Genomic DNA, 18,418 nt, shown 5'->3' on the forward strand with positions numbered 1-18,418 from the left:
CTCACCGGGTCCGGTCGTGCTCGCCGAGCGTGGGGCCGTGGTAGAACTCCGCCTTCCGCTCGCGCACCGGCGGGTCGGGGAAGGCCGGAGCGTTGCCGCCGCGCGACTCGGTGCCGCCCATCTGCCGCCACCTGGCCCGCACCTTGGCCATTCGGGCCCCGACCTCCCTGCGCAGCGCGGGCAGCAGCGCGTACAGCCCGTCACCGGGGCAGCTGGTGACGTTGTAGTCGCGGTGCCCGACGATGGCCCCGCCCGGGTCGAGCCGGTAGGTCAGGCACAGCCACGTGCAGGTGTCGGCCAGCGATTCGAGAAGCTCGTCGGTCGGCTTGCCCGAGGAGTAGGTGCCCTCGTTCTCGATCCCGATGGTGTGGTTGTTGTGGTTGGCGGTGTGCGCGCCCACCACGTGCCTGCCTTGGCGGATGGCGGGCAGGGAGGTGTTGCGGCCCTCCATGATGTGCCCGCCGCGGCTGATGGTGAGCTGCTGCCCGATGTCGTCCCAGCCGTTGTTCTGCATGTGGTAGCGCTGGATCCGCCGGGACAGCTCGAACGCGTGCTCCTTGGAGTAGTCGGTGCTGTTGGCCGTCGCGGTGTGGTGCACGACGACGTGGTCCGGCCCGTTGGCTATGACCTGGGCGTTCCTGCGCGCCCTGCTCGCGTTCCAATGACCGCGGTGGTACAGCGTGGGCTCCGCTGCGGCGAGCGCCTCCCGCGCCGTTCCGAGGTCGGCGGCGCCGCTCAGGAGCACGCCCCCGGTCACCGCCATGGCGCCGCGGACTACGTTTCGCCTGGATATCTCGCCACGTTCACCGTGCTGCTCATGAGTGCACAATGGCCTCACCCTTCCGGTGGAGTAACAGGCCCACCCGAACAGGATAAGTTGCCAATAGTAATCAAAGAGTTACTTTAAGCAATGTGGCGTGTCATCAACCGGACATGAGAAAGGCCGGTCCCCGATCCGTTCGGATCGGGGACCGGCCGATTCCTTCCGGCCGCGTTCCCGGAGAAGTCTGATTCCCGGGGTCACAGCGAGGGCGTGCGGCCAAGGCGCGGCCTCGCGCGTGCCGCCGGCGCTACGCGCGCCGCGGCGGCCGCCCCCTGCGACCTCCGTCCTCGAACCTCTCTAGGCGCCGACGACCTCAAGCGCGACCGTGGCGCTGACCTCGGGGTGGAGGCGGACCTCGACCTTGTGGTCACCCACGGACTTGATGGGGTTGCGGATCTCGATCCGGCGCTTGTCGACCTCGGGACCGCCGGAGTTCTTGACGGCCTCGGCCACGTCGGCCGCGGTGACCGAGCCGAACAGGCGGCCGGTGTCACCGGCCCGCTGGGTGAGCCGCACCTTGAGCGAGCCGAGCCGACCGGCGATCTGCTTGGCGTCGTCCAGGCTGCGGATGTCGCGCGCGGCGCGGGCGCGGCGGATCGAATCGATCTGCTTCTGCCCACCGCGCGTCCACCGGATGGCGAACCCGCGCGGCAGCAGGTAGTTGCGGCCGTAGCCGTCCTTCACCTCGACGACGTCACCCGGGGCGCCGAGACCATTGACCTCGTGGGTCAAAATCAGCTTCACGACTTAAACCTCCCTCGGATCCCCGTTAGCGAGCGGTGCTGGTGTAGGGCAGCAGCGCCATCTCGCGAGCGCTCTTGATCGCCGTGGCGACGTCGCGCTGGTGCTGCGTGCAGTTGCCGGTCACCCGACGCGCGCGGATCTTGCCGCGGTCGGAGATGAACTTGCGCAGCAGGGTGGTGTCCTTGTAGTCGATGTAGGACAGCTTTTCCTGACAGAACAGGCAAACCTTCTTCTTGGGCTTGCGCGCTGCCGGCTTTGCCATCGTGGTGCTCCTTTGCAAGAGCCCCGGATCATCCGGGGATGGTCATTGGGACAGAACAGAAACGACAACCGCGGGAAGCGGCGCGGACCGCGACCGGCGCGACCGGGGTGCCGGGGCGGTTAGAACGGCGGCTCGTCGGAGTAGCCGCCGCCACCGCCGCCGAAGCCCCCGCCACCGCCGCCGGTGGCCCACGGGTCGTCGGCGGGCGGACCGGAACGGCCGCCCTGGCCGCCGCCGAAGCCGCCGCCCTGGTTGCCGTAGCCTCCGCCGCCACCGCCCTGATTGCCGCCGAAGCCGCCGCCGCCCTGGCCTCCGCCGCCGAAGCCGCCCTGGCGCTGCGTCTTGGTCACCTTGGCGGTGGCGCTGCGCAGGGCCGGGCCGACCTCGTCGACGTCGATCTCGAAGACGGTGCGCTTCTCGCCTTCCTTGGTCTCGTACGAGCGCTGCTTGAGCCGGCCCTGCACGATGACGCGCATGCCGCGCTGCAGGCTCTCGGCGACGTTCTCCGCGTACTGGCGCCAGACGGAGCAGGTGAGGAACATGGACTCGCCGTCCCTCCACTCCCCTGACTGACGGTCGAACTGACGCGGGGTCGAGGCCACGCGGAAGTTCGCGACCGCGGCTCCGCTGGGGGTGAATCGCAGCTCAGGATCGTCGACGAGGTTGCCGACGAGCGTGATCTGAGTTTCGCCTGCCATTGGTTGGCTCCGGATTCCTAGGTACGGATCAGGCGGGTGCGGGGGCGACGCGGGGTCCGCGTCAGTGCACCTCGGGGCGCAGGACCTTGGTGCGCAGGACCGCCTCGGTGAGGCCGAGCTGGCGGTCCAGCTCCTTGACCGTGGCGGGCTCGGCGGTGAGGTCGATCACCGCGTAGATGCCCTCGGTGTTCTTGGCGATGTCGTAGGAGAGGCGGCGCTTCCCCCAGACGTCGACCTTCTCGACCGAGCCGCCGTCGTTGCGGACGACGCCCAGAAACTGCTCCAGCGACGGGGATACCGTGCGCTCGTCGAGGTTGGGGTCGAGGATGACCATGACTTCGTAACGACGCATAGGCGTTCGTACCTCCTCTGGACTGTCGCGGCCATGGTCTTTCCATGGCAGGAGGGCCAGAGCCCCCGCCGGTATTCGGTGGTGAGGGCTCGGATAGCCAGACGAACGCCAAGGCTACCAGGCCGTCAAGACGTTTCGGCCCCGATTCCCGGTTTCGCCGGCGCCCGCACGCAGTCGGCGACGACGAGGGCGCACACCAGCAGCAGCGAGAGCAGTCGGCCCAGCGTGAGCAGGGCGTAGGCCCCGAATTCGATCCCGAGGCCGCTCGTGCCCTCCGGCGGCGAGACGGACAGCAGGTACTGCCAGATGCCCAGGACGTAGCCGATCTCGGCCACCTGCCACAGCCCGAAGACCACCAGGGCCGGCCGGAGGCCGACGTGCCGGGGCCAGGCCAGCGCGGCCAGCGGCAGCAGCCAGAGCACGAACTGCGGCGACCACACCTTGTTGGTGATCAAGAACGCCGCGACGACCAGGAAGACGAGCTGCTCCAGCGGCGGGCGGCCGCGCGCGAACAGGCCGAGGAGCGCGATCCCGACGCAGGCCAGCAGCAGGCCGAGGGTGCCGGCGAGGTTGACCGCGTCGAGGTCGGCGGTGTCGAACAGGCCGAACCCGCCGAGGACGTAGTAGACGGACCCCCAGTCGGCGCCGCGCTCCCTGCTGAACCGGAAGAACGTGGCCCACCCCTCGGGGGCCGCCACGATGACGGGCAGGTTCACCGCGGCCCAGGCGACGGCGGCCCCGCCCAGCGGGCGCGCGAAGTCGCCGAGGGACTCCTTGAGGGGGCGGCCGTCGCGCAGCCGGTCCCGGACCGCGAGCACGAACAGCGGGCCGAAGAAGAGGAAGGGGTAGAACTTCGCGGCGACCGCGAGGCCGATGAGCGCTCCGGACAGCCACTGGCGGCCGTGAGCGTAGGCCGCCAGCCCGCCGACGGCCAGCGCCACGGCGAACAGGTCCCAGTTGATGTAGGCGGTGAGGAGCGCCGCGGGGACCAGCGCGGTGAACGCCCCCGCTGCGAGGGCGGCCCGGCGGTCGAACGGACGGCCGGCCGCCGGCGCGACGCCGCCGCGCCCGGCGAGGTGGCCCACCGAGAGCACGACCGCGACCAGGCAGCCCGCCATCACGACGGCCGTGGCGTCGAAGTAGCCCAGGCCGCGCGCCACCGGATCGGGCAGCCAGGAGACCGCCCTGGCCAGGACGTGCATGAGGCCGCCGGTGAGCACGGGGTACTCCACCGGCTTGTCGAGGTAGGGGACGGTCCCGGCGTCCAGTTGGTCGCGGTAGTACAGCGGGAAGACGTCGCTGTAGCAGGCCTTCTGGAACTGGGTGCCGTCCAGCCACGCCCCGCCGAACCGGCAGGGCGCCTTGGCGAGGTAGCCCAGCACCGCTCCGAGCAGCGCGATGCCGGTGAGCGGCAGCCACGGCGTCGCACCGCTGCGGGAGGTCCGGGAGACCTGCGAGGCCCGGGAGGAGACGGGGATAGGAGAGGTGCCGGCGACGGGGTCGTCGCCGGCACCGGTGGGACGGTCGGTCACGGGCTACTCTCTACGAGCCGCGTAGTCGCCGGCCGCGTTGTTGTTGTCCCGGCTGTTGTTGTTCGGCTCTTCCGTCTGCTGGTCATCGCAGTCGTTGAACACGCTCGGTACGCAGTCGTCGGGATTCTCGGGATCGCCGGTCTCACCCTGCTCGTCCTCACACTGCGGATTTCCCATGTTCATCGGGTCGTCGCAGTCCACCTCTTCCGGCGACTCCGACGTGCTCGGGTCCGGCGGTTCCGAGGTCTCGAGGTCCGGCGGCTCCGAGGTCTCGGTGTCGGGCGTCGCCGTCTCACTGGGCGTCGTGCTCGGCGTCGGGGCGAAGTTCTGGTCGTCGCCGACGTTGGCCCGGGGCGGGAACCGCATGACCTCCTCGCCCTCCATGACCTCGCTCATGTAGGCCCTCCAGACCTTGGCCGAGGTGGTGCCGCCGTAGATCGCGTCGACGCCGGGGATGTCCAGTGCCTGGCCGTCGTCGCGGCTCAGCCCGACGGCGGTGGAGAGCTGCGGGGTGTAGCCCACGAACCAGGCCGACTTGGCGCTGTTGGAGGTACCGGTCTTGCCGGCCACCGGGCGGTCGGGCAGCGCGGCGTTCTCGCCACCGCCGCCGTCGACCACCTGGGTCATCGCGTAGGTGGCGTCGGCGGCGACGTCGGCGCTGAACGCCCGATTCCCGCTCTCCAGTCGGTCGGCGTCGTTGGGCTCCAGCACGTTGCCCTCGGCGTCCTTGACACCCGTGACCATGTGCTGGGGCATGTGCACGCCCCCGTTGGCGAAGGTCGAGAAGCCGGCCGCCTGGTCCAGCGCGGTGACCTGGTAGGTGCCCAGCGCGATGTTGGGACCCATCTCGGCGGTCTCGAACTGCTCCTCCGGGATGCCCGCCTTCCGCGCGGTCTCCGTCACGGCCGCCGGCGTGACCTGGATCGCCAGCTCGACGAAGCTGGTGTTGATCGATTCGGCGGTGGACTCGACCAGGTTGACCTGGCCGTGGGAGACGTTGCTGTCGTTCTGGATCGGCTCGCCGACGCCGGGGAACTCCTGCGGGGAGTCGCCGTCGAAGGTGCTGTTCAGGCTGATGCCCTGGGACAGGCCGGTGGCCAGCACGTAGGGCTTGAACGCCGAACCCGCCTGGGCGCGCTCCGTCAGCGAGTTGTTGGTGTCGGTGGAGAAGTCGGCGCCGCCGTAGAAGCCCTTGACCTCACCCGTCCGCGGGTCGACCGAGGCCAGGCCGTAGTTGGTCCGCTCGGGCATGGCCTCCATGCCCCCGGGCAGGCCCTCGTCGAACGCCTTGTTCGCGGCGTCCATGTACTTCTTCTCCAGGGAGGTCGTCACCTGGTACCCGCCGAGGGCGAGCTGCTGGTCGGTGAGGTCGTACCGCTCCTTCAGCTCCTCCTGGACCGCCTGGATGATGTAGCCGTTGTAGCCGGCGTAGTTGTCGCCCGGTTCGAACGGGATGGTCTCGGGGAACTCCAGCTCGTCGGCCTCGGCCTGGCTGATGCCGCGCTCGGGGTCCTCCTCGTGCAGGACGACCATGCCGTTGACGGCGTAATCCCAGCGTCCCTTGAGGACCTCCTCCATCTCCGAGCCCGGCTCCACGTTCTGGAAGTTGCCCGGCTGCTGGATGATCGCGCCGATGAACGCGCCCTCGGCGCTGCTGAGGTCCTCGACGTTCTTGCCGAAGTAGGCCTGCGCCGCGGCCTGGACGCCGTAGGCGTTGCGGCCGAAGTAGATGGTGTTGAGGTACTGGGTGAGGATCTCGTCCTTGGTCAGGGACTGCTCGACCTTGAAGGCGACGATGATCTCTTTGAACTTGCGCAGGTAGGAGCGGTCCTGGGACAGGCCGTCGTAGTAGTTGCGCGCCATCTGCTGGGTGATGGACGAACCGCCGCCGGCGCTGCCGCCGCTCAGGACGGCGCGGGCCGTACCCGTCGGGGAGATCGCGGGGTCCTCCCAGAAGCCGCGCTGTTCGGAGCCGATCACGCCGCTGACCACGCTCTCGGGGATCTGCTCCCGCTCAACCGGAATCCGGTTGACCTCGCCGAACGTGGTGGCCTCGGTCTCGTCGGCGAACCGGATCGACGTGGAGGCGTCGGTCGCGCTGGCCTGCGCGCCCATCTCGGTGGGGCTCGGCATCAGTGCGTAGGCGACGCCGAAGGCCGCCACCACGGTGATGAAGCCGATGGCGCAGACGACCAGGGCGGGCTTCCACACCTTGGCGAAGAAGCGCTTGACCGGGCCGCGCTCGTCGTACTCGTCGTCCTTTCCGGGCGGGCGCCGGCGGCCGCCGCCCCTGCGGCCGGCCTCGGCGCCGGGCCGACGGCGCGGACGGTCGCCGTGGTCGTCCCCGCGCGGCCGCCGGCGGGCGCCCTCGCGCCCGCCCTCAGCCGCGGCCGCGGCCGCCGCGGAACGGCGGCGCGGACGGTCGTCGTCGTAGTCGTCCCTCGACCGGCGCGGGCGGCGCTCGGCGTCGTCGTCCCAGAATCCGTTGTCTTCCCTGGCCCTGCGGCGACCGCCGGCAGCGCGTTCGTCCTCGGCAGGGCCTCGGGGGGCCCGCCTGCCGCCGTTGCCGCGCGGGTCCTCCGGGCCACCGGCCCTGCGGCGCCCGCCGGCGCTCCGTCGTCTTTCGGTACTCACGCGTCCTCGTTTTTCATACGGCCGATCGGCCTGGCGACTGTGGGGGAGGGTCGGTGCGCGATGCGCGACCCGAGTGGCACGGATCCGGCCGCCCTGGTGAAAGACTTCCGCACCCCGGCCGCGGGACGCCGGTCGTCGTGACGTCCGGCTGGGGATCGGGGGCTTCCTCGGGGGGACCGAAGACGTTGGCCGCTGCTTCCTCCTGTCGGGACCTTTCGGGGCGAAAACTACGGAGCGCGACACCCCTCTCGTGTGCGCAATGACCACTGCGTACGTGTGGAGAGGACACCACCGGGTACGTAGGTGCACGCCCGGCGCGGCTTGCGTCGTCGCTCCCTTCTGGGCCGCTCCTGATGAACGACGGGTCGACCGCCCGAGCCTCTCGGATGGCCGCCCAAGCACTTCACGGCATGGCACCGGGGGTCGGTGCCCGCCCTGGAAGCGATCGTTACGTTAGGGCGGCGGCGCCGCATAGCACAACCCACGCGTGAGCGTACCTGTCGACGCGGCCCTTCGTATCGATCCGTTACTCCGAACACATGGGTGACAGAGTACGACGTGCGGGTAGCGGTCGGAGAGCCCGTTCGGACCGATTTCCGGTAACTCCAAGTTTGCGCAGTTCACATCGTCGAGGTGGCGGCATCCGGTCGTGGACCCGCACCTCTCCCCGTGTTACCAAGGCAACACGGCGACCTATATATCGAAGCGATATAGTCATTCGTGTACAAACCACGTTTATGACCCCGCTCCGCCGCAAAGGGACCGCAGATCCGGCTCCCGCCGGCGGCTGCGCGAGCGGGGGTGCGGGGCGGCGCACGGCGTCCACGAGGGGCAGGGGGTGTCCGGATGAGCGCACACAGGGCCCGGGTCCTGGAACTCGCCGTTCTGGGACTGCTCCACGAGGGCCCGATGCACGGCTACGAGCTCCGCAAGCGGCTGAACTCCGAGCTGGGTGCGTTCCGGGCGTTCTCCTACGGCTCGCTCTACCCCTGCCTGAAGGGGATGCTGCGCAGGGAGCACGTCTCGGTGGCACCGGCCTGCGCCGGATCGCCGCGGGGGCGGTCCCGCATCGTCTACCGGCTCACCGCCGCCGGACACGACCACCTGGACCGGCTGCTGTCGGAGGTCGCCCCGGCGGCGGCCGACGACGAGTGCTTCGGCGTGCACTTCACCCTGTTCGGCCACACCCGGGGCGACGTGCGGCTGCACATCCTCGAAGGGCGGCGCAACCGGCTGCGCGAGCGGCTGGAGCGCCTGCGCGAGCGGCTGGCGAGCGCGCCGGAGCACGCCGACGCCTACGCGTTCGAGCTGCACCGCCACGGCGCGGAGTCCGTGGAACGCGAGATCAGGTGGCTCAACGAGCTCATCCGGCGGGAACGCCGCTGCTCCGGAACCGGAGCGGGGGCGGACCCCGATGCCGGGTCCGAGGACGGGACGGGATTCCGGCCCTCGGACCAATCGGCAGTGTGAACGGCGACGCCGTCGCCGTGCCGCCGCGCCCGCCCGAGAACGGCGCGGCGGCGTTGACAAGTCAGCAGACAAGAAGGAGCAGGACCAATGGGTTCGGTACGCGTAGCAGTCGTGGGAGTGGGTAACTGTGCCGCCTCCCTCGTCCAAGGCGTCCACTACTACCAGGACGCCGACCCGGAGACCCGCGTACCCGGCCTGATGCACGTCCGCTTCGGCCCGTACCACGTGCGCGACGTCGAGTTCGTCGCGGCCTTCGACGTCGACGCCAAGAAGGTCGGCCACGACCTCGCCGACGCGATCGGGGCGAGCGAGAACAACACGATCAAGATCTGCGACGTCCCGCCGACCGGCGTGACCGTCCAGCGCGGTCCGACGTTCGACGGGCTGGGCAGGTACTACAGCGAGATCATCGAGGAGTCCCACGAGGACGCGGTGGACGTCGTGGCGGCGCTGAAGGCCGCAAAGGCCGACGTGCTGGTCTCGTACCTGCCGGTGGGCTCGGAGGAGGCCGACCGCTTCTACGCCCAGTGCGCGATCGACGCGGGCGTGGCGTTCGTCAACGCGCTGCCGGTGTTCATCGCCTCCGACCCCGAGTGGGCCCAGAAGTTCACCGACGCCGGGGTGCCGATCGTGGGCGACGACATCAAGTCGCAGGTGGGCGCGACCATAACGCACCGCGTGCTGTCGAAGCTGTTCGAGGACCGCGGGGTCATCGTGGACCGCACCTACCAGCTCAACTTCGGCGGCAACATGGACTTCATGAACATGCTGGAGCGGGAGCGGCTGGAGTCCAAGAAGGTCTCCAAGACCCGGTCGGTCACCTCCCAGATCCCGCACGAGCTGAAGGCCGGCTCGGTGCACATCGGCCCGTCCGACCACGTGCCGTGGCTGGACGACCGCAAGTGGGCCTACGTCCGGCTGGAGGGTCGTGCGTTCGGCGACGCCCCGCTGAACCTGGAGTACAAGCTGGAGGTCTGGGACTCCCCCAACTCCGCCGGCATCATCATCGACGCCGTCCGCGCCGCCAAGATCGCCAAGGACCGCGGCATCGGCGGCCCGATCCTCTCGGCGTCCTCCTACTTCATGAAGTCCCCGCCGGAGCAGTACTCCGACAGCGAGGCACACGCCCTGGTCGAGAAGTTCATCACCGACGAGACGGAGCGCTAGGCGCGGTCGCCGCAGGAGCGGGGACCGCGCTCCGCGGTCGAAGAGCCAAGAGCGAGGGTATGGGGCGGGTTTCACGTGAAACCCGCCCCATACCCTTGGGCCGTGTCCTTCTACGGTGATCTGCGCGAGGTGCTCCGGGGACCGCGCTTTCGCAGGCTGTTCGCCACCCGGCTGGTCTCGCAGTTCTCCGATGGGGCCTACCAGGCCGGCCTGGCCGGCTACGTCTTCTTCGCCCCGGAGCAGCACACCACGGCCGGGGCCGTGGCCGCGGCGTTCGCCGTGCTCCTGCTGCCCTTCTCCCTCGTGGGCCCGTTCGCCGGGGTCTTCATCGACAGGTGGTCGCGCCGGCAGGTCCTCCTGGTCTCCGCCGCGGTCAAGGCCGCGCTCGCGGTGGTCACAGCCGTCCTGGTCACCGTCGGCTCCGACGGCCCGGCGTTCCTGGTGGCGGCGCTGTGCCTGCTCAGCGTCAACCGGTTCTTCCTCGCGGCGCTGTCGGCCGCGCTGCCCCACGTGGTGGCGCGCGACCGGCTGGTCATGGCCAACGCCGTCACGCCCACCTGCGGCACCTTCGCGAGCTTCCTCGGGGCCGGCGCCGGTGCCGGGCTGCGGCTGCTCGGCGGTGACGGGAGCACCGGGACGGCGCTGATCCTGCTCGGGGCCGGGATCGGGTTCGCGGCGGCGGCGCTGGTCTCCACGGCCATGGGGCGCAGAGAGCTCGGCCCCGACTTCGGCGCCGGGTCGACCGAGGTCCGCGCGGCCCTGCGCAACGTCGTCCTGGGCCTGGCCGACGGCGCCGCGCACATCTGGCGGCGGCGCCCCGCGCGCGACGGCCTGGCCACGATCGCCGGGCACCGCTTCGTGTACGGCATCTCCACGATCATGACGCTGCTGCTGTACAACAACACCTTCACCGCCGGGGGCGTGGCGGGCCTGGCGGGTTTCACCGTGACCCTGGCGGCCTCCGGAGCGGGCTTCTTCGTGGGCGCGGTCGCCACCCCGTGGGCGACCGCGCGGATGTCCACAGGGATGTGGATAGCCGTTCTGCTCGCCTTCGGCGCGGTGTCGCTGCCCGTGTTCGGCCTGCCGTTCGCCGAACCGCTGTTCCCGGTGGCCGGCTTCGCGCTGGGCGTGGTGTCGCAGGGGGTCAAGGTCAGCGTCGACACGCTGGTTCAGCGACATGTCGACGACGCCTACCGGGGCCGCGTCTTCTCCGTCTACGACATGCTGTTCAACGCCGCCTTCGTCGCCGCCGCGGCCGTCGCCGCCGTCACCGTCCCGCCGTCGGGCGTCTCCGCCGCGGTCGTCGTCGCCATGGCCGCGTGCTACGCGCTGATGTGCGCGTTCTGGCTGGTGCGCTCCAGAAGGACCCCTGCGGCCTCCGCGCCGCGGCGGCGGCCCGGCAGCGGACACGGCCGTCCCGGGGACGCCCGGAGCTAGTGTGCCGGGTCGACATGGCGGCTTGTCCCCATGGCCGCACGTCCCCGGATCCGTCCCTCCGTCGTCCGCGGGGTCCGTTCGGGCGCGTGCGGTCCGTCCACAGGGCGTGGAAACTCCCTGGCGGCGGCGCACCCGCCCTGCCTAGGCTCTGCACGAAGGTTCGGAGGAGGACCCATGCCCGCATCCACCGCACTGCTGGCCTTCGCAGGGGCCTCGCTGGTGCTGATCGTCATCCCCGGCCCCAGCGTCCTGTTCGTGGTCGGCCGCGCCATCGCGTCCGGGCGCGGCACGGCGGTGCGCACCGCAGTCGGCAACGCGCTGGGCGCGCTGGTGCTCGTCGCGGCCGTGGCCGTGGGCGTGGGGGCGCTCGTCACGCGGTTCGCCGCGCTGTTCACCGCCGTCAAGCTGATCGGCGCCGCCTACCTGGTCTACCTCGGGGTGCAGGCGGTCCGGCACCGCCGCGACCCGATCGACCCGCCGGACGGGCGGACCGCGGCCCGCGGAGCACGGGTGCTGTGGGACGGGTTCGTGGTGGGGGTGACCAACCCCAAGACCCTGGTCTTCTTCGTCGCGGCCCTGCCGCAGTTCGCCGATCCCGCCCTGGGGCGGATGCCTGTGCAGCTGCTCGTCCTCGGCTCGGTGTTCGTCGCCATCGCGCTGGCCTCCGACACCTGCTACGGACTGCTCGCCGGCACGGTCCGGCGGTGGTTCGCCGACGTTCCCCGGCGCATGGAGATCACCAGGGGCGTCTCCGGCGTCCTGATGATCGGCCTGGGTGCCCAGTTCGCGCTCACCGGCCGGAGGGGGTGACCGGGAGGATCGGCGGGAGGAGACAGGTCGCCACGTCGACGAGTCGATGTGGCGATGAGGCGATGAGGCGCCGGATCGGCCCGGTGCCCCGGCGGCGGGAGGACGCCCGCGCGGCGTTCCGCACGGACGCCCTCCCGCCGCGCTCGCGCGGTCTCAGATGTTGGTGCCCGCGTCGACGGTCAGCACGGTGCCGGTGATGTTGCGCCCGCCCTCCCCCGCGAGGTGGGCGACCGCCGCGGCGATGTCCTCGGGGAGGCTGTAGCGGCCGAGGGCGGAGAAGCCCCGCAATGTGTCGGCCGACTCCCCGTCGGCCGGGTTCATGTCCGTGTCCGTCGGGCCGGGGTTGACCAGGTTGGCGGTGATGCCCCGGTCCCCCAGGTCCCTGGCCAGCCCCCTGACCATGCCGATCAGCGCCGACTTGCTCGCCGAGTAGAGCACGACACCCTTCATCGGCACGTGCTCGGCGAGGTTGCTGCCGATGGTGATGATCCGGCCTCCGGCCCCCATGTGGCCGGCCGCTGCCTGCGCCGCGACGAACGGCGCCCGCACGTGGATGCCGAGCGTGCGATCGATCTCCTCGACCGTGACGCCCTCCAGCGGACCGTTGGGGAAGATGCCGGCGTTGTTGACCAGGACGTCCAGCCCGCCGAATTCGGCGGCCGTCCGGTCGACCGCGTCGCGCACCGCGTCAGGGTCGGCGCTGTCTGCCTGGAGCGCCAGCCCGCGCCGACCGGTCTGCGCGATCTCCTCGGCGACGGCGTGCGCGCGGTCCTTGGAGCCCGCGTAGGTCAGCGCGACGTCGAACCCGTCCCGCGCCAGCCTGCGCGCGGTCGCCGCGCCGATCCCCCTGCTCCCGCCGGTCACCAGTGCGGTCTTGCCCGTTCCCATGAACCCTCCTTTTTGTATCGATCGGTACATAATTAGAGCGCGACGTATGATGCAGAGTCAAGGGTTTTCTGTATCAGTCGGCACAAAAAAGGAGGGGCGGTGGCCGGACGAGGACGGCCGCGCGGCTTCGACCGCGACGCCGTGCTGCTGCGGGCGATGCGGGTGTTCTGGGAGAACGGCTACGAGGCGACCTCGGTGGCCGACCTCACCTCGGCCATGGGCATCAACTCACCCAGCCTCTACTCGGCGTTCGGCTCCAAGGAGGCGCTCTTCCGCGAGGCCGTCGAGATCTACAGCGCCACCGAGGGCTCCGGCTGGCGGCGCGCCCTCGACGAGGAGCCCACCGCCCGCGCGGCCGTCGAGGCCATGCTGCGGACCAACGCCGTCGCCTTCACCACTCCCGGCAGGCCCAGCGGCTGCATGATCGTGCTCGCGGCCACGAACTGCAGCGAGGACAACGCCGGCGTGCGCGACCTCCTCGCCGGGTACCGCAGCCGGGTGCACGCGTCCGTCCGGGAGCGCATCGAGCGGGGCGTCACCGAAGGCGACGTGCCCGGGGACGCCGACGCCGGGGCACTCGCGTCCTTCTACGACACCGTCCACAACGGCCTGTCGCTCCGGGCCCGCGACGGCGCGTCCTGCTCCGAGCTGCTCGGCGTGGTCGACTCCGCCATGGCGGCCTGGGGCGCTCTGACCGCGCGCTGAGCGGCGATCCGCCGCCGTGTCGGCACGTCGCCGTGTCGACCGGTCGACACGGCGGCTGGACCGGTGACGGGAAAGGGCGGGGACCGTTTCCAGGTCCTGCTGCGGTCCTGCGGGCCTGACGAGGCTGTTGTCAGCGCGCCGGCGCTGGCGGCAGCCTTCCCGGGTCATGCGGTGGTGAACGGGAGGCTGCGACCGCAGCCTCCCGACTCCCGTCGATGACCTAGTCGGCGTGCTTCTCGGCCCAGCGGCGCAGTTCCTCGGCCGCGGCCTCCCTGCCCATCGGGCCGTTCTCCAGGCGCAGCTCCAGCAGGAACCGCCACGCCTTGCCGATCAGCGGGCCGGGGCCGATGCCGAGTATCTCCTGGATCTCGTTGCCGTTGAGGTCGGGGCGGATGCTGTTGAGCTCCTCCTCCTGCTCCAGCCGCTCGATGCGCCGCTCGATGTCGTCGTAGGCGCGCGCCAGGGCCGCGGCCTTGCGGCGGTTGCGGGTGGTGCAGTCCGCCCGCGTCAGCACGTGCAGGCGCTGCAGCAGCGGGCCTGCGTCGCGGGCGTAGCGGCGCACCGCCGAGTCGGTCCACTCCCCCTTGCCGTAGCCGTGGAAGCGCAGGTGCAGCGCGACCAGCTTGCTGACGTCGGCCACGACGTCCTTGGGGAAGCGCAGCGCGCTCAGCCGGTTCTTGCTCATCGACGCGCCCACCACCTCGTGGTGGTGGAACGTCACGCGGCCGCCGTCCTCGAAGGCGCGCGTCTTGGGCTTGCCCACGTCGTGCAGCAGCGCCGCCAGGCGGAGCACCAGGTCGGGCTGCATGCCCCGCTCCCGCTCCAGTTCCATGGCCTGGTCCAGCACCGTCAGGGAGTGCTCGTAGACGTCCTTGTGCCGGTGGTGCTCGTCGATCTCCAGCCGCAGCTTCGGGATCTCCGGCAGCACGTACTGCGCGACGCCCAGTTCGACCATGAGCTCGACGCCCGTGCGCGGGTCCGGGCTCAGCATCAGCTTGACCAGCTCGTCGCGGATCCGCTCGGCCGAGACGATCTTCAGGCGGTCGGCCATCCCCGCCGCGGCCTCCTTGACCTCCGGCGCGAGGGTGAAGCCGAGTTGGGCGGCGAAGCGGACGGCCCGCATGATGCGCAGCGGGTCGTCGCTGAAGGAGTCCTCGGGTCTGCCCGGCGTGCGCAGCCTGCGGCCGGCCAGGTCGGCGAGGCCGCCGAACGGGTCGGCGAATGCGTTGCCCGGCAACCGGGAGGCCATGGCGTTGACGGTGAAGTCGCGGCGGACGAGGTCCTCGTACAGCGAGTCGCCGTAGCTCACCTCGGGCTTGCGCGACTTCGGCTGGTAGGCCTCGCTGCGGTAGGTGGTGATCTCCAACTGGTAGCCGCCCTTGCGCAGCCCGACGGTGCCGAAGTCGATCCCCACGGTCCAGACGGCGTCGGCCCACCCCTCGACGGTCTCCAGGATGCGCTGCGGGACGGCGTCGGTGGTGAGGTCGATGTCGTGCACCTCCCGGCCCAGCAGGGCGTCGCGCACGGGCCCGCCGACGATCGCCAGTTCGTGCCCGTTCGCCGCGAAGCGCCGCCCCAGCTCGTCGGCGATCGTGTCGATCGAGCCCAGCAGCTCGGCGATCGCGGCGCGCTGCTCACCCGTCAGCGGCTGCTCACCCGTCGGCTCGGGACCCGATCCGCTCGCGGGGACGGGGCCCTGGGCCGCCTCGGTGGTCCGGGGGTCTTGGCTTTCGCCGGGAAACGCGGTGTTCGACACAGGCACAGAGATTAGGTGGCCCGGCCCCGTCGTGCGAATCGGTGAAGACCGCCGCGACCGCGCGCTCCCGGCCGCGTGACCTGGATCGCCGGGGACGCCGCGGCGGCGCACGGCCGGGAAGCTTCGAAAAGTCGGTCGCGGAGACGGTATCGTCGGACCAGGCCGGCGCGACCGGCCGTGGCGTTCCCGCCGGTGCCGTCCTTCCCGCTTCGGCGGTCCCCGTCGTAGCGGCACCTTCGGCGCCACCGCGGCGCGCCACCCGACCACCAACAGATGACCAGCCTGAAGAACGTCGCTTCGGCACCTCCGCCGCTGTTCACAGCGGCCTTACAGCGATGCTCACAGCCTTGGGCGACCGACGGTGCGCTCGAAGCTCGTGGTCTCACCACTTCACGTGATACCGCCGGTTGGCCATTGGCAACCCGATTCGGAAAATCCCAGAGGCGTGCGTCGAATTGCTCATCTAGGCGCGGTCACGGCCACGGCCCTCGCGCTGGTTCCGGCACTGGCCGCGTTCCAACCTGCCCACAACGCCCCCGGCGAGCCCGCCGCCGCGCCGTCGGCCGACGGCGCCGCCGACGAGGCCGCTCCGCTGATCGTCGAGGGGATCACCCCGCAGGCCGTCGACGAGGAGAGCACGGTGACGGTCACCGGGCGGATCACCAACACCACGGACGAGCCCCTCACCGACGTCTCCGTGCGCCTGCGCTACTCCTCCTACCCGCTGAGCGGCCGCGACGCGCTGGACTCCCACGCCGGCGGCGAGGGACGGGAGCCGCAGGCGTTGGGCCCGACCCTCACCCTCGACCAGGAGCTGGCGCCGGACGCCTCGGCGCCCTACGAGCTGGAGGCCGATGCCGAGGATCTCGGGCTCGACGGCGGCTTCGGCGTGTACCCGCTGACGGTCGACGCCGTGGACGGGGCCGGGGAGCGCATCGGCGCGCAGAACACGTTCCTGCCCTACACCGCCGGCGGCGACGTCGACCCCATCGAGGTCGCCTGGCTGTGGCCCCTGATGGACAGCCCCCAGCGCACCGACGACGACACCTACCTGGACAACGGGCTCGACGCGTCGCTGGCGCCCGACGGCCGACTCGGTCGGCTGCTGAGCGCCGGCGCCCAGAGCGGGGCCCTCAGCGAGGAGCTCACCGAAGAAGAGGGGGCGGAAGGCGCCGGTGAGGGCGCCGATCAGGACCAGGACACCGAGGACGACGGGAACGGCGACGGCGGCGACGCCGGAGGCGGGGGCTCCGACGCCGCGGAGGACGGGGCCGCGCCGGACGACGCGGCCGGCGACGTGCCGATCACCTGGGCGGTCGACCCCGGTCTGCTCGACGACGTCGACCGCCTCTCCTCGGCCGGCTACCAGGTGCTGGACGGGTCCGCGCAGACCGACCCCGACGACCCGGACTCCAGCCTGCAGGACCACGAGGCCAGCACGAACGCGCAGATGTGGCTGGAGCAGGCCAACGCGGTCATCGGCGACGACCCGATGCTGGCCACCCCCTACGCCACCCCCGACATCGCGGCGCTGCTGGAGGCCGGCCTGGAGGACGACGCCGACGACGCGGTCTCCCTGGGTCGGCAGACCGTCCAGCGGGTGCTGGGCCGCTCCGCCGACCCGAGCCTTGCCTGGCCCGCCGACGGCCTCATGAACGCGGCCACCCGCGACTTCCTCAGCGCGAACGGCGCGGAGTCCTTCGTTCTCGGCGACGACGCGATGCCGGCCCAGCCGTGGGTCCAGCACACCCCCACGGCAGCGGCGAACCTGCCGGTGGAGGACGCCGAGGAGGACGCCACCGCACTGGTGGCCGACAGCGGGCTGACCGACGTGCTCGCTCAGGACAGCAGCGGACCGGGTGGGAGCGCCCTCGCCCGGCAGCGGTTCGCGGCGGAGACCGCGATGATCACCGCCGAGCGGCCGGGCACCTCGCGCACGGTCGTGGCGGCCCCGCCCCGCGACTGGAACCCGGCCCCCGGGCTCGCCGAGGACCTGCTCGAAGCCAGCGACGACCTCCCGTGGCTGGACCCCGTGGCGCTGACCGACATCGAGGGCGGCGACGCCGCCGGGCAGGACCGCCAGGAGCTGACCTACGCCGGGCAGGGCGCCGATGCCGAACTCAGCGGCGACCACCTCGACCGCGTCAAGGAGATCCGCAGCGACATCCGGCTGTTCAACAGCATCCTGGCCGACGACGAGGACCCGTTCCGCCCCGCCGTCCTGCGACTGGAGTCGGCCTGGTGGCGCGGGGAGGAGGAGACGGCGGCGCAACTGCGCACCAGGGTGGCCGCATCGGTGCGCGAGACCAAGTCCCAGGTCCGGGTCATGTCCGGCGAGCCGGTGACGCTGGCCAGCAAGAACGGCACGCTCGGCATCCTGGTGGCCAACGACCTGAGCGACCACCCGGTCACCGTGCACCTGTCGATCTTCTCGGAGAACTCCGAACGGCTGTCGATCGGCCGCTTCGACAACTCGATGGAGATCGGCCCCGGCGGCAAGACAACGGTCTACGTTCCGCTTTCGGCCAAGATCAACGGCCGCACCGTGCTGCACATGAGCCTGCACAACGCCGACGGCGAACCGATCAGCTCCGAAGAGGTCACCACCCCGGTCAACGTCACGGGCCTGGGAACCAGCGCGCTGCTCATCAGCGGCGCGGCGGCGTTGGTGCTGATCGTGGCCCTTGCGCCGCGCGCACTGCGCAGGTGGGCCCGTAAGCGCAGGAGGCGGGCGTCGGCGTCCGCCGGCGCGCGGGTCGGGACCGCCCGGATGATCTCAGGGACGGCGGCCCCCGGCGCCGGGGAGGGTGCCGAGGACGGCGATCCGCCGGTCGGGGAGGACGATGCTGCCGCCGCACCGGACGCGATGCCCCACAATGGCAGTGAGCCGTCCGGTGACCGACCGGACTCCTCCGCCGACTCCACGGACGGGTCCCGGCCCCAGTAGCGGGCGGTCCCCGTCGGGAACCTCGGTGATCTCGGGCTTGAGTTCCGACCTTGACCACCGGGGTCTTCGACCTCAGCCGAAGGAGGGATCCGCGGTGACCGGGCGATCCTCTCGCGTGGCCGAAGGCCCATTGCAGGGATCGCACCGGCGCCGCGCCGCCCACGCCGCCACCATGGGCATCAGATCGAAACCA

15 protein-coding genes are annotated in these 18,418 nt (G+C 71.2%); 6 read left to right on the forward strand and 9 right to left on the reverse strand.

The genetic code is table 11. From position 1 onward, the window contains the following. Position 1: 1 nt before the first annotated feature. The 7 genes from HDA32_RS28580 to HDA32_RS28610 all read right to left on the reverse strand — a co-directional run bounded on the left by HDA32_RS28580 (position 2) and on the right by HDA32_RS28610 (position 7,045). Entirely contained in the window at positions 2-763 is a 762-nt protein-coding gene (locus tag HDA32_RS28580; RefSeq protein ID WP_179646102.1) for a peptidoglycan recognition protein family protein, read from the reverse strand. A 357-nt stretch (positions 764-1,120) separates the two neighbouring features. Further along, positions 1,121-1,567, reverse strand: a complete 447-nt coding sequence (gene rplI / locus HDA32_RS28585; RefSeq protein ID WP_179646103.1) for a 50S ribosomal protein L9 — start codon at positions 1,565-1,567, stop codon at positions 1,121-1,123. A gap of 25 nt (positions 1,568-1,592) precedes the next feature. After that, positions 1,593-1,829, reverse strand: coding sequence for a 30S ribosomal protein S18 (rpsR, locus tag HDA32_RS28590; RefSeq protein WP_179646104.1), 237 nt, complete (start codon positions 1,827-1,829; stop codon positions 1,593-1,595). Positions 1,830-1,948: 119 nt separating this feature from the next. Continuing rightward, positions 1,949-2,527 carry a single-stranded DNA-binding protein gene (locus HDA32_RS28595; RefSeq protein WP_179646105.1) on the reverse strand — a complete coding sequence of 193 codons (579 nt, stop codon included), beginning with the start codon at positions 2,525-2,527 and terminating at the stop codon, positions 1,949-1,951. A 61-nt stretch (positions 2,528-2,588) separates the two neighbouring features. Next, complete coding sequence (gene rpsF, locus HDA32_RS28600; protein ID WP_179646106.1) at positions 2,589-2,879, reverse strand: 30S ribosomal protein S6; 291 nt, start codon at positions 2,877-2,879, stop codon at positions 2,589-2,591. Between the two features lie 125 nt (positions 2,880-3,004). Next, positions 3,005-4,411, reverse strand: coding sequence for a glycosyltransferase family 87 protein (locus HDA32_RS28605; protein WP_312863366.1), 1,407 nt, complete (start codon positions 4,409-4,411; stop codon positions 3,005-3,007). Between the two features lie 3 nt (positions 4,412-4,414). Then, positions 4,415-7,045, reverse strand: coding sequence for a transglycosylase domain-containing protein (locus tag HDA32_RS28610; RefSeq protein ID WP_179646107.1), 2,631 nt, complete (start codon positions 7,043-7,045; stop codon positions 4,415-4,417). A gap of 846 nt (positions 7,046-7,891) precedes the next feature. Here HDA32_RS28610 and HDA32_RS28615 point away from each other — a divergent pair. The 4 genes from HDA32_RS28615 to HDA32_RS28630 all read left to right on the forward strand — a co-directional run bounded on the left by HDA32_RS28615 (position 7,892) and on the right by HDA32_RS28630 (position 11,929). After that, the gene (locus HDA32_RS28615; protein ID WP_179646108.1) at positions 7,892-8,515 is read left to right on the forward strand and encodes a PadR family transcriptional regulator; all 624 of its coding nucleotides are present in this window, start codon (positions 7,892-7,894) and stop codon (positions 8,513-8,515) included. Positions 8,516-8,602: 87 nt separating this feature from the next. Further along, the gene (locus HDA32_RS28620; protein WP_179646109.1) at positions 8,603-9,682 is read left to right on the forward strand and encodes an inositol-3-phosphate synthase; all 1,080 of its coding nucleotides are present in this window, start codon (positions 8,603-8,605) and stop codon (positions 9,680-9,682) included. Between the two features lie 102 nt (positions 9,683-9,784). Next, on the forward strand, positions 9,785-11,119 hold the full coding sequence (locus HDA32_RS28625; RefSeq protein WP_179646110.1) for an MFS transporter: 1,335 nt from the start codon (positions 9,785-9,787) through the stop codon (positions 11,117-11,119). Between the two features lie 174 nt (positions 11,120-11,293). Continuing rightward, the gene (locus tag HDA32_RS28630; RefSeq protein WP_179646111.1) at positions 11,294-11,929 is read left to right on the forward strand and encodes a LysE family translocator; all 636 of its coding nucleotides are present in this window, start codon (positions 11,294-11,296) and stop codon (positions 11,927-11,929) included. A 153-nt stretch (positions 11,930-12,082) separates the two neighbouring features. Here HDA32_RS28630 and HDA32_RS28635 read toward each other — a convergent pair whose 3' ends face one another. Next, the gene (locus HDA32_RS28635) at positions 12,083-12,817 is read right to left on the reverse strand and encodes an SDR family NAD(P)-dependent oxidoreductase (RefSeq protein ID WP_179646112.1); all 735 of its coding nucleotides are present in this window, start codon (positions 12,815-12,817) and stop codon (positions 12,083-12,085) included. 99 nt (positions 12,818-12,916) lie between these two features. Between HDA32_RS28635 and HDA32_RS28640 the strand changes: the two genes are divergently transcribed. After that, the gene (locus HDA32_RS28640; protein WP_179646113.1) at positions 12,917-13,522 is read left to right on the forward strand and encodes a TetR/AcrR family transcriptional regulator; all 606 of its coding nucleotides are present in this window, start codon (positions 12,917-12,919) and stop codon (positions 13,520-13,522) included. Between the two features lie 220 nt (positions 13,523-13,742). On the opposite strand, the gene HDA32_RS28645 is transcribed toward HDA32_RS28640, so the two are convergent. Then, entirely contained in the window at positions 13,743-15,278 is a 1,536-nt protein-coding gene (locus tag HDA32_RS28645) for a CCA tRNA nucleotidyltransferase (protein ID WP_179646114.1), read from the reverse strand. 445 nt (positions 15,279-15,723) lie between these two features. Between HDA32_RS28645 and HDA32_RS28650 the strand changes: the two genes are divergently transcribed. After that, positions 15,724-18,225, forward strand: a complete 2,502-nt coding sequence (locus HDA32_RS28650; protein ID WP_179646115.1) for a DUF6049 family protein — start codon at positions 15,724-15,726, stop codon at positions 18,223-18,225. Positions 18,226-18,418 lie beyond the last annotated feature (193 nt).

Origin of the sequence: Spinactinospora alkalitolerans (genome assembly GCF_013408795.1) — a bacterium.
GTDB lineage: Bacteria > Actinomycetota > Actinomycetes > Streptosporangiales > Streptosporangiaceae > Spinactinospora > Spinactinospora alkalitolerans.

What these genes read in the sequence shown, in the direction of transcription:
- HDA32_RS28580 (WP_179646102.1), bottom strand. Translation starts at nt 763, where the DNA reads ATGGCGGTGACCGGGGGCGTGCTCCTGAGCGGCGCCGCCGACCTCGGA.
- rpsR (WP_179646104.1), bottom strand. Translation starts at nt 1,829, where the DNA reads ATGGCAAAGCCGGCAGCGCGCAAGCCCAAGAAGAAGGTTTGCCTGTTC.
- HDA32_RS28595 (WP_179646105.1), bottom strand. Translation starts at nt 2,527, where the DNA reads ATGGCAGGCGAAACTCAGATCACGCTCGTCGGCAACCTCGTCGACGAT.
- rpsF (WP_179646106.1), bottom strand. Translation starts at nt 2,879, where the DNA reads ATGCGTCGTTACGAAGTCATGGTCATCCTCGACCCCAACCTCGACGAG.
- HDA32_RS28615 (WP_179646108.1), top strand. Translation starts at nt 7,892, where the DNA reads ATGAGCGCACACAGGGCCCGGGTCCTGGAACTCGCCGTTCTGGGACTG.
- HDA32_RS28620 (WP_179646109.1), top strand. Translation starts at nt 8,603, where the DNA reads ATGGGTTCGGTACGCGTAGCAGTCGTGGGAGTGGGTAACTGTGCCGCC.
- HDA32_RS28630 (WP_179646111.1), top strand. Translation starts at nt 11,294, where the DNA reads ATGCCCGCATCCACCGCACTGCTGGCCTTCGCAGGGGCCTCGCTGGTG.
- HDA32_RS28635 (WP_179646112.1), bottom strand. Translation starts at nt 12,817, where the DNA reads ATGGGAACGGGCAAGACCGCACTGGTGACCGGCGGGAGCAGGGGGATC.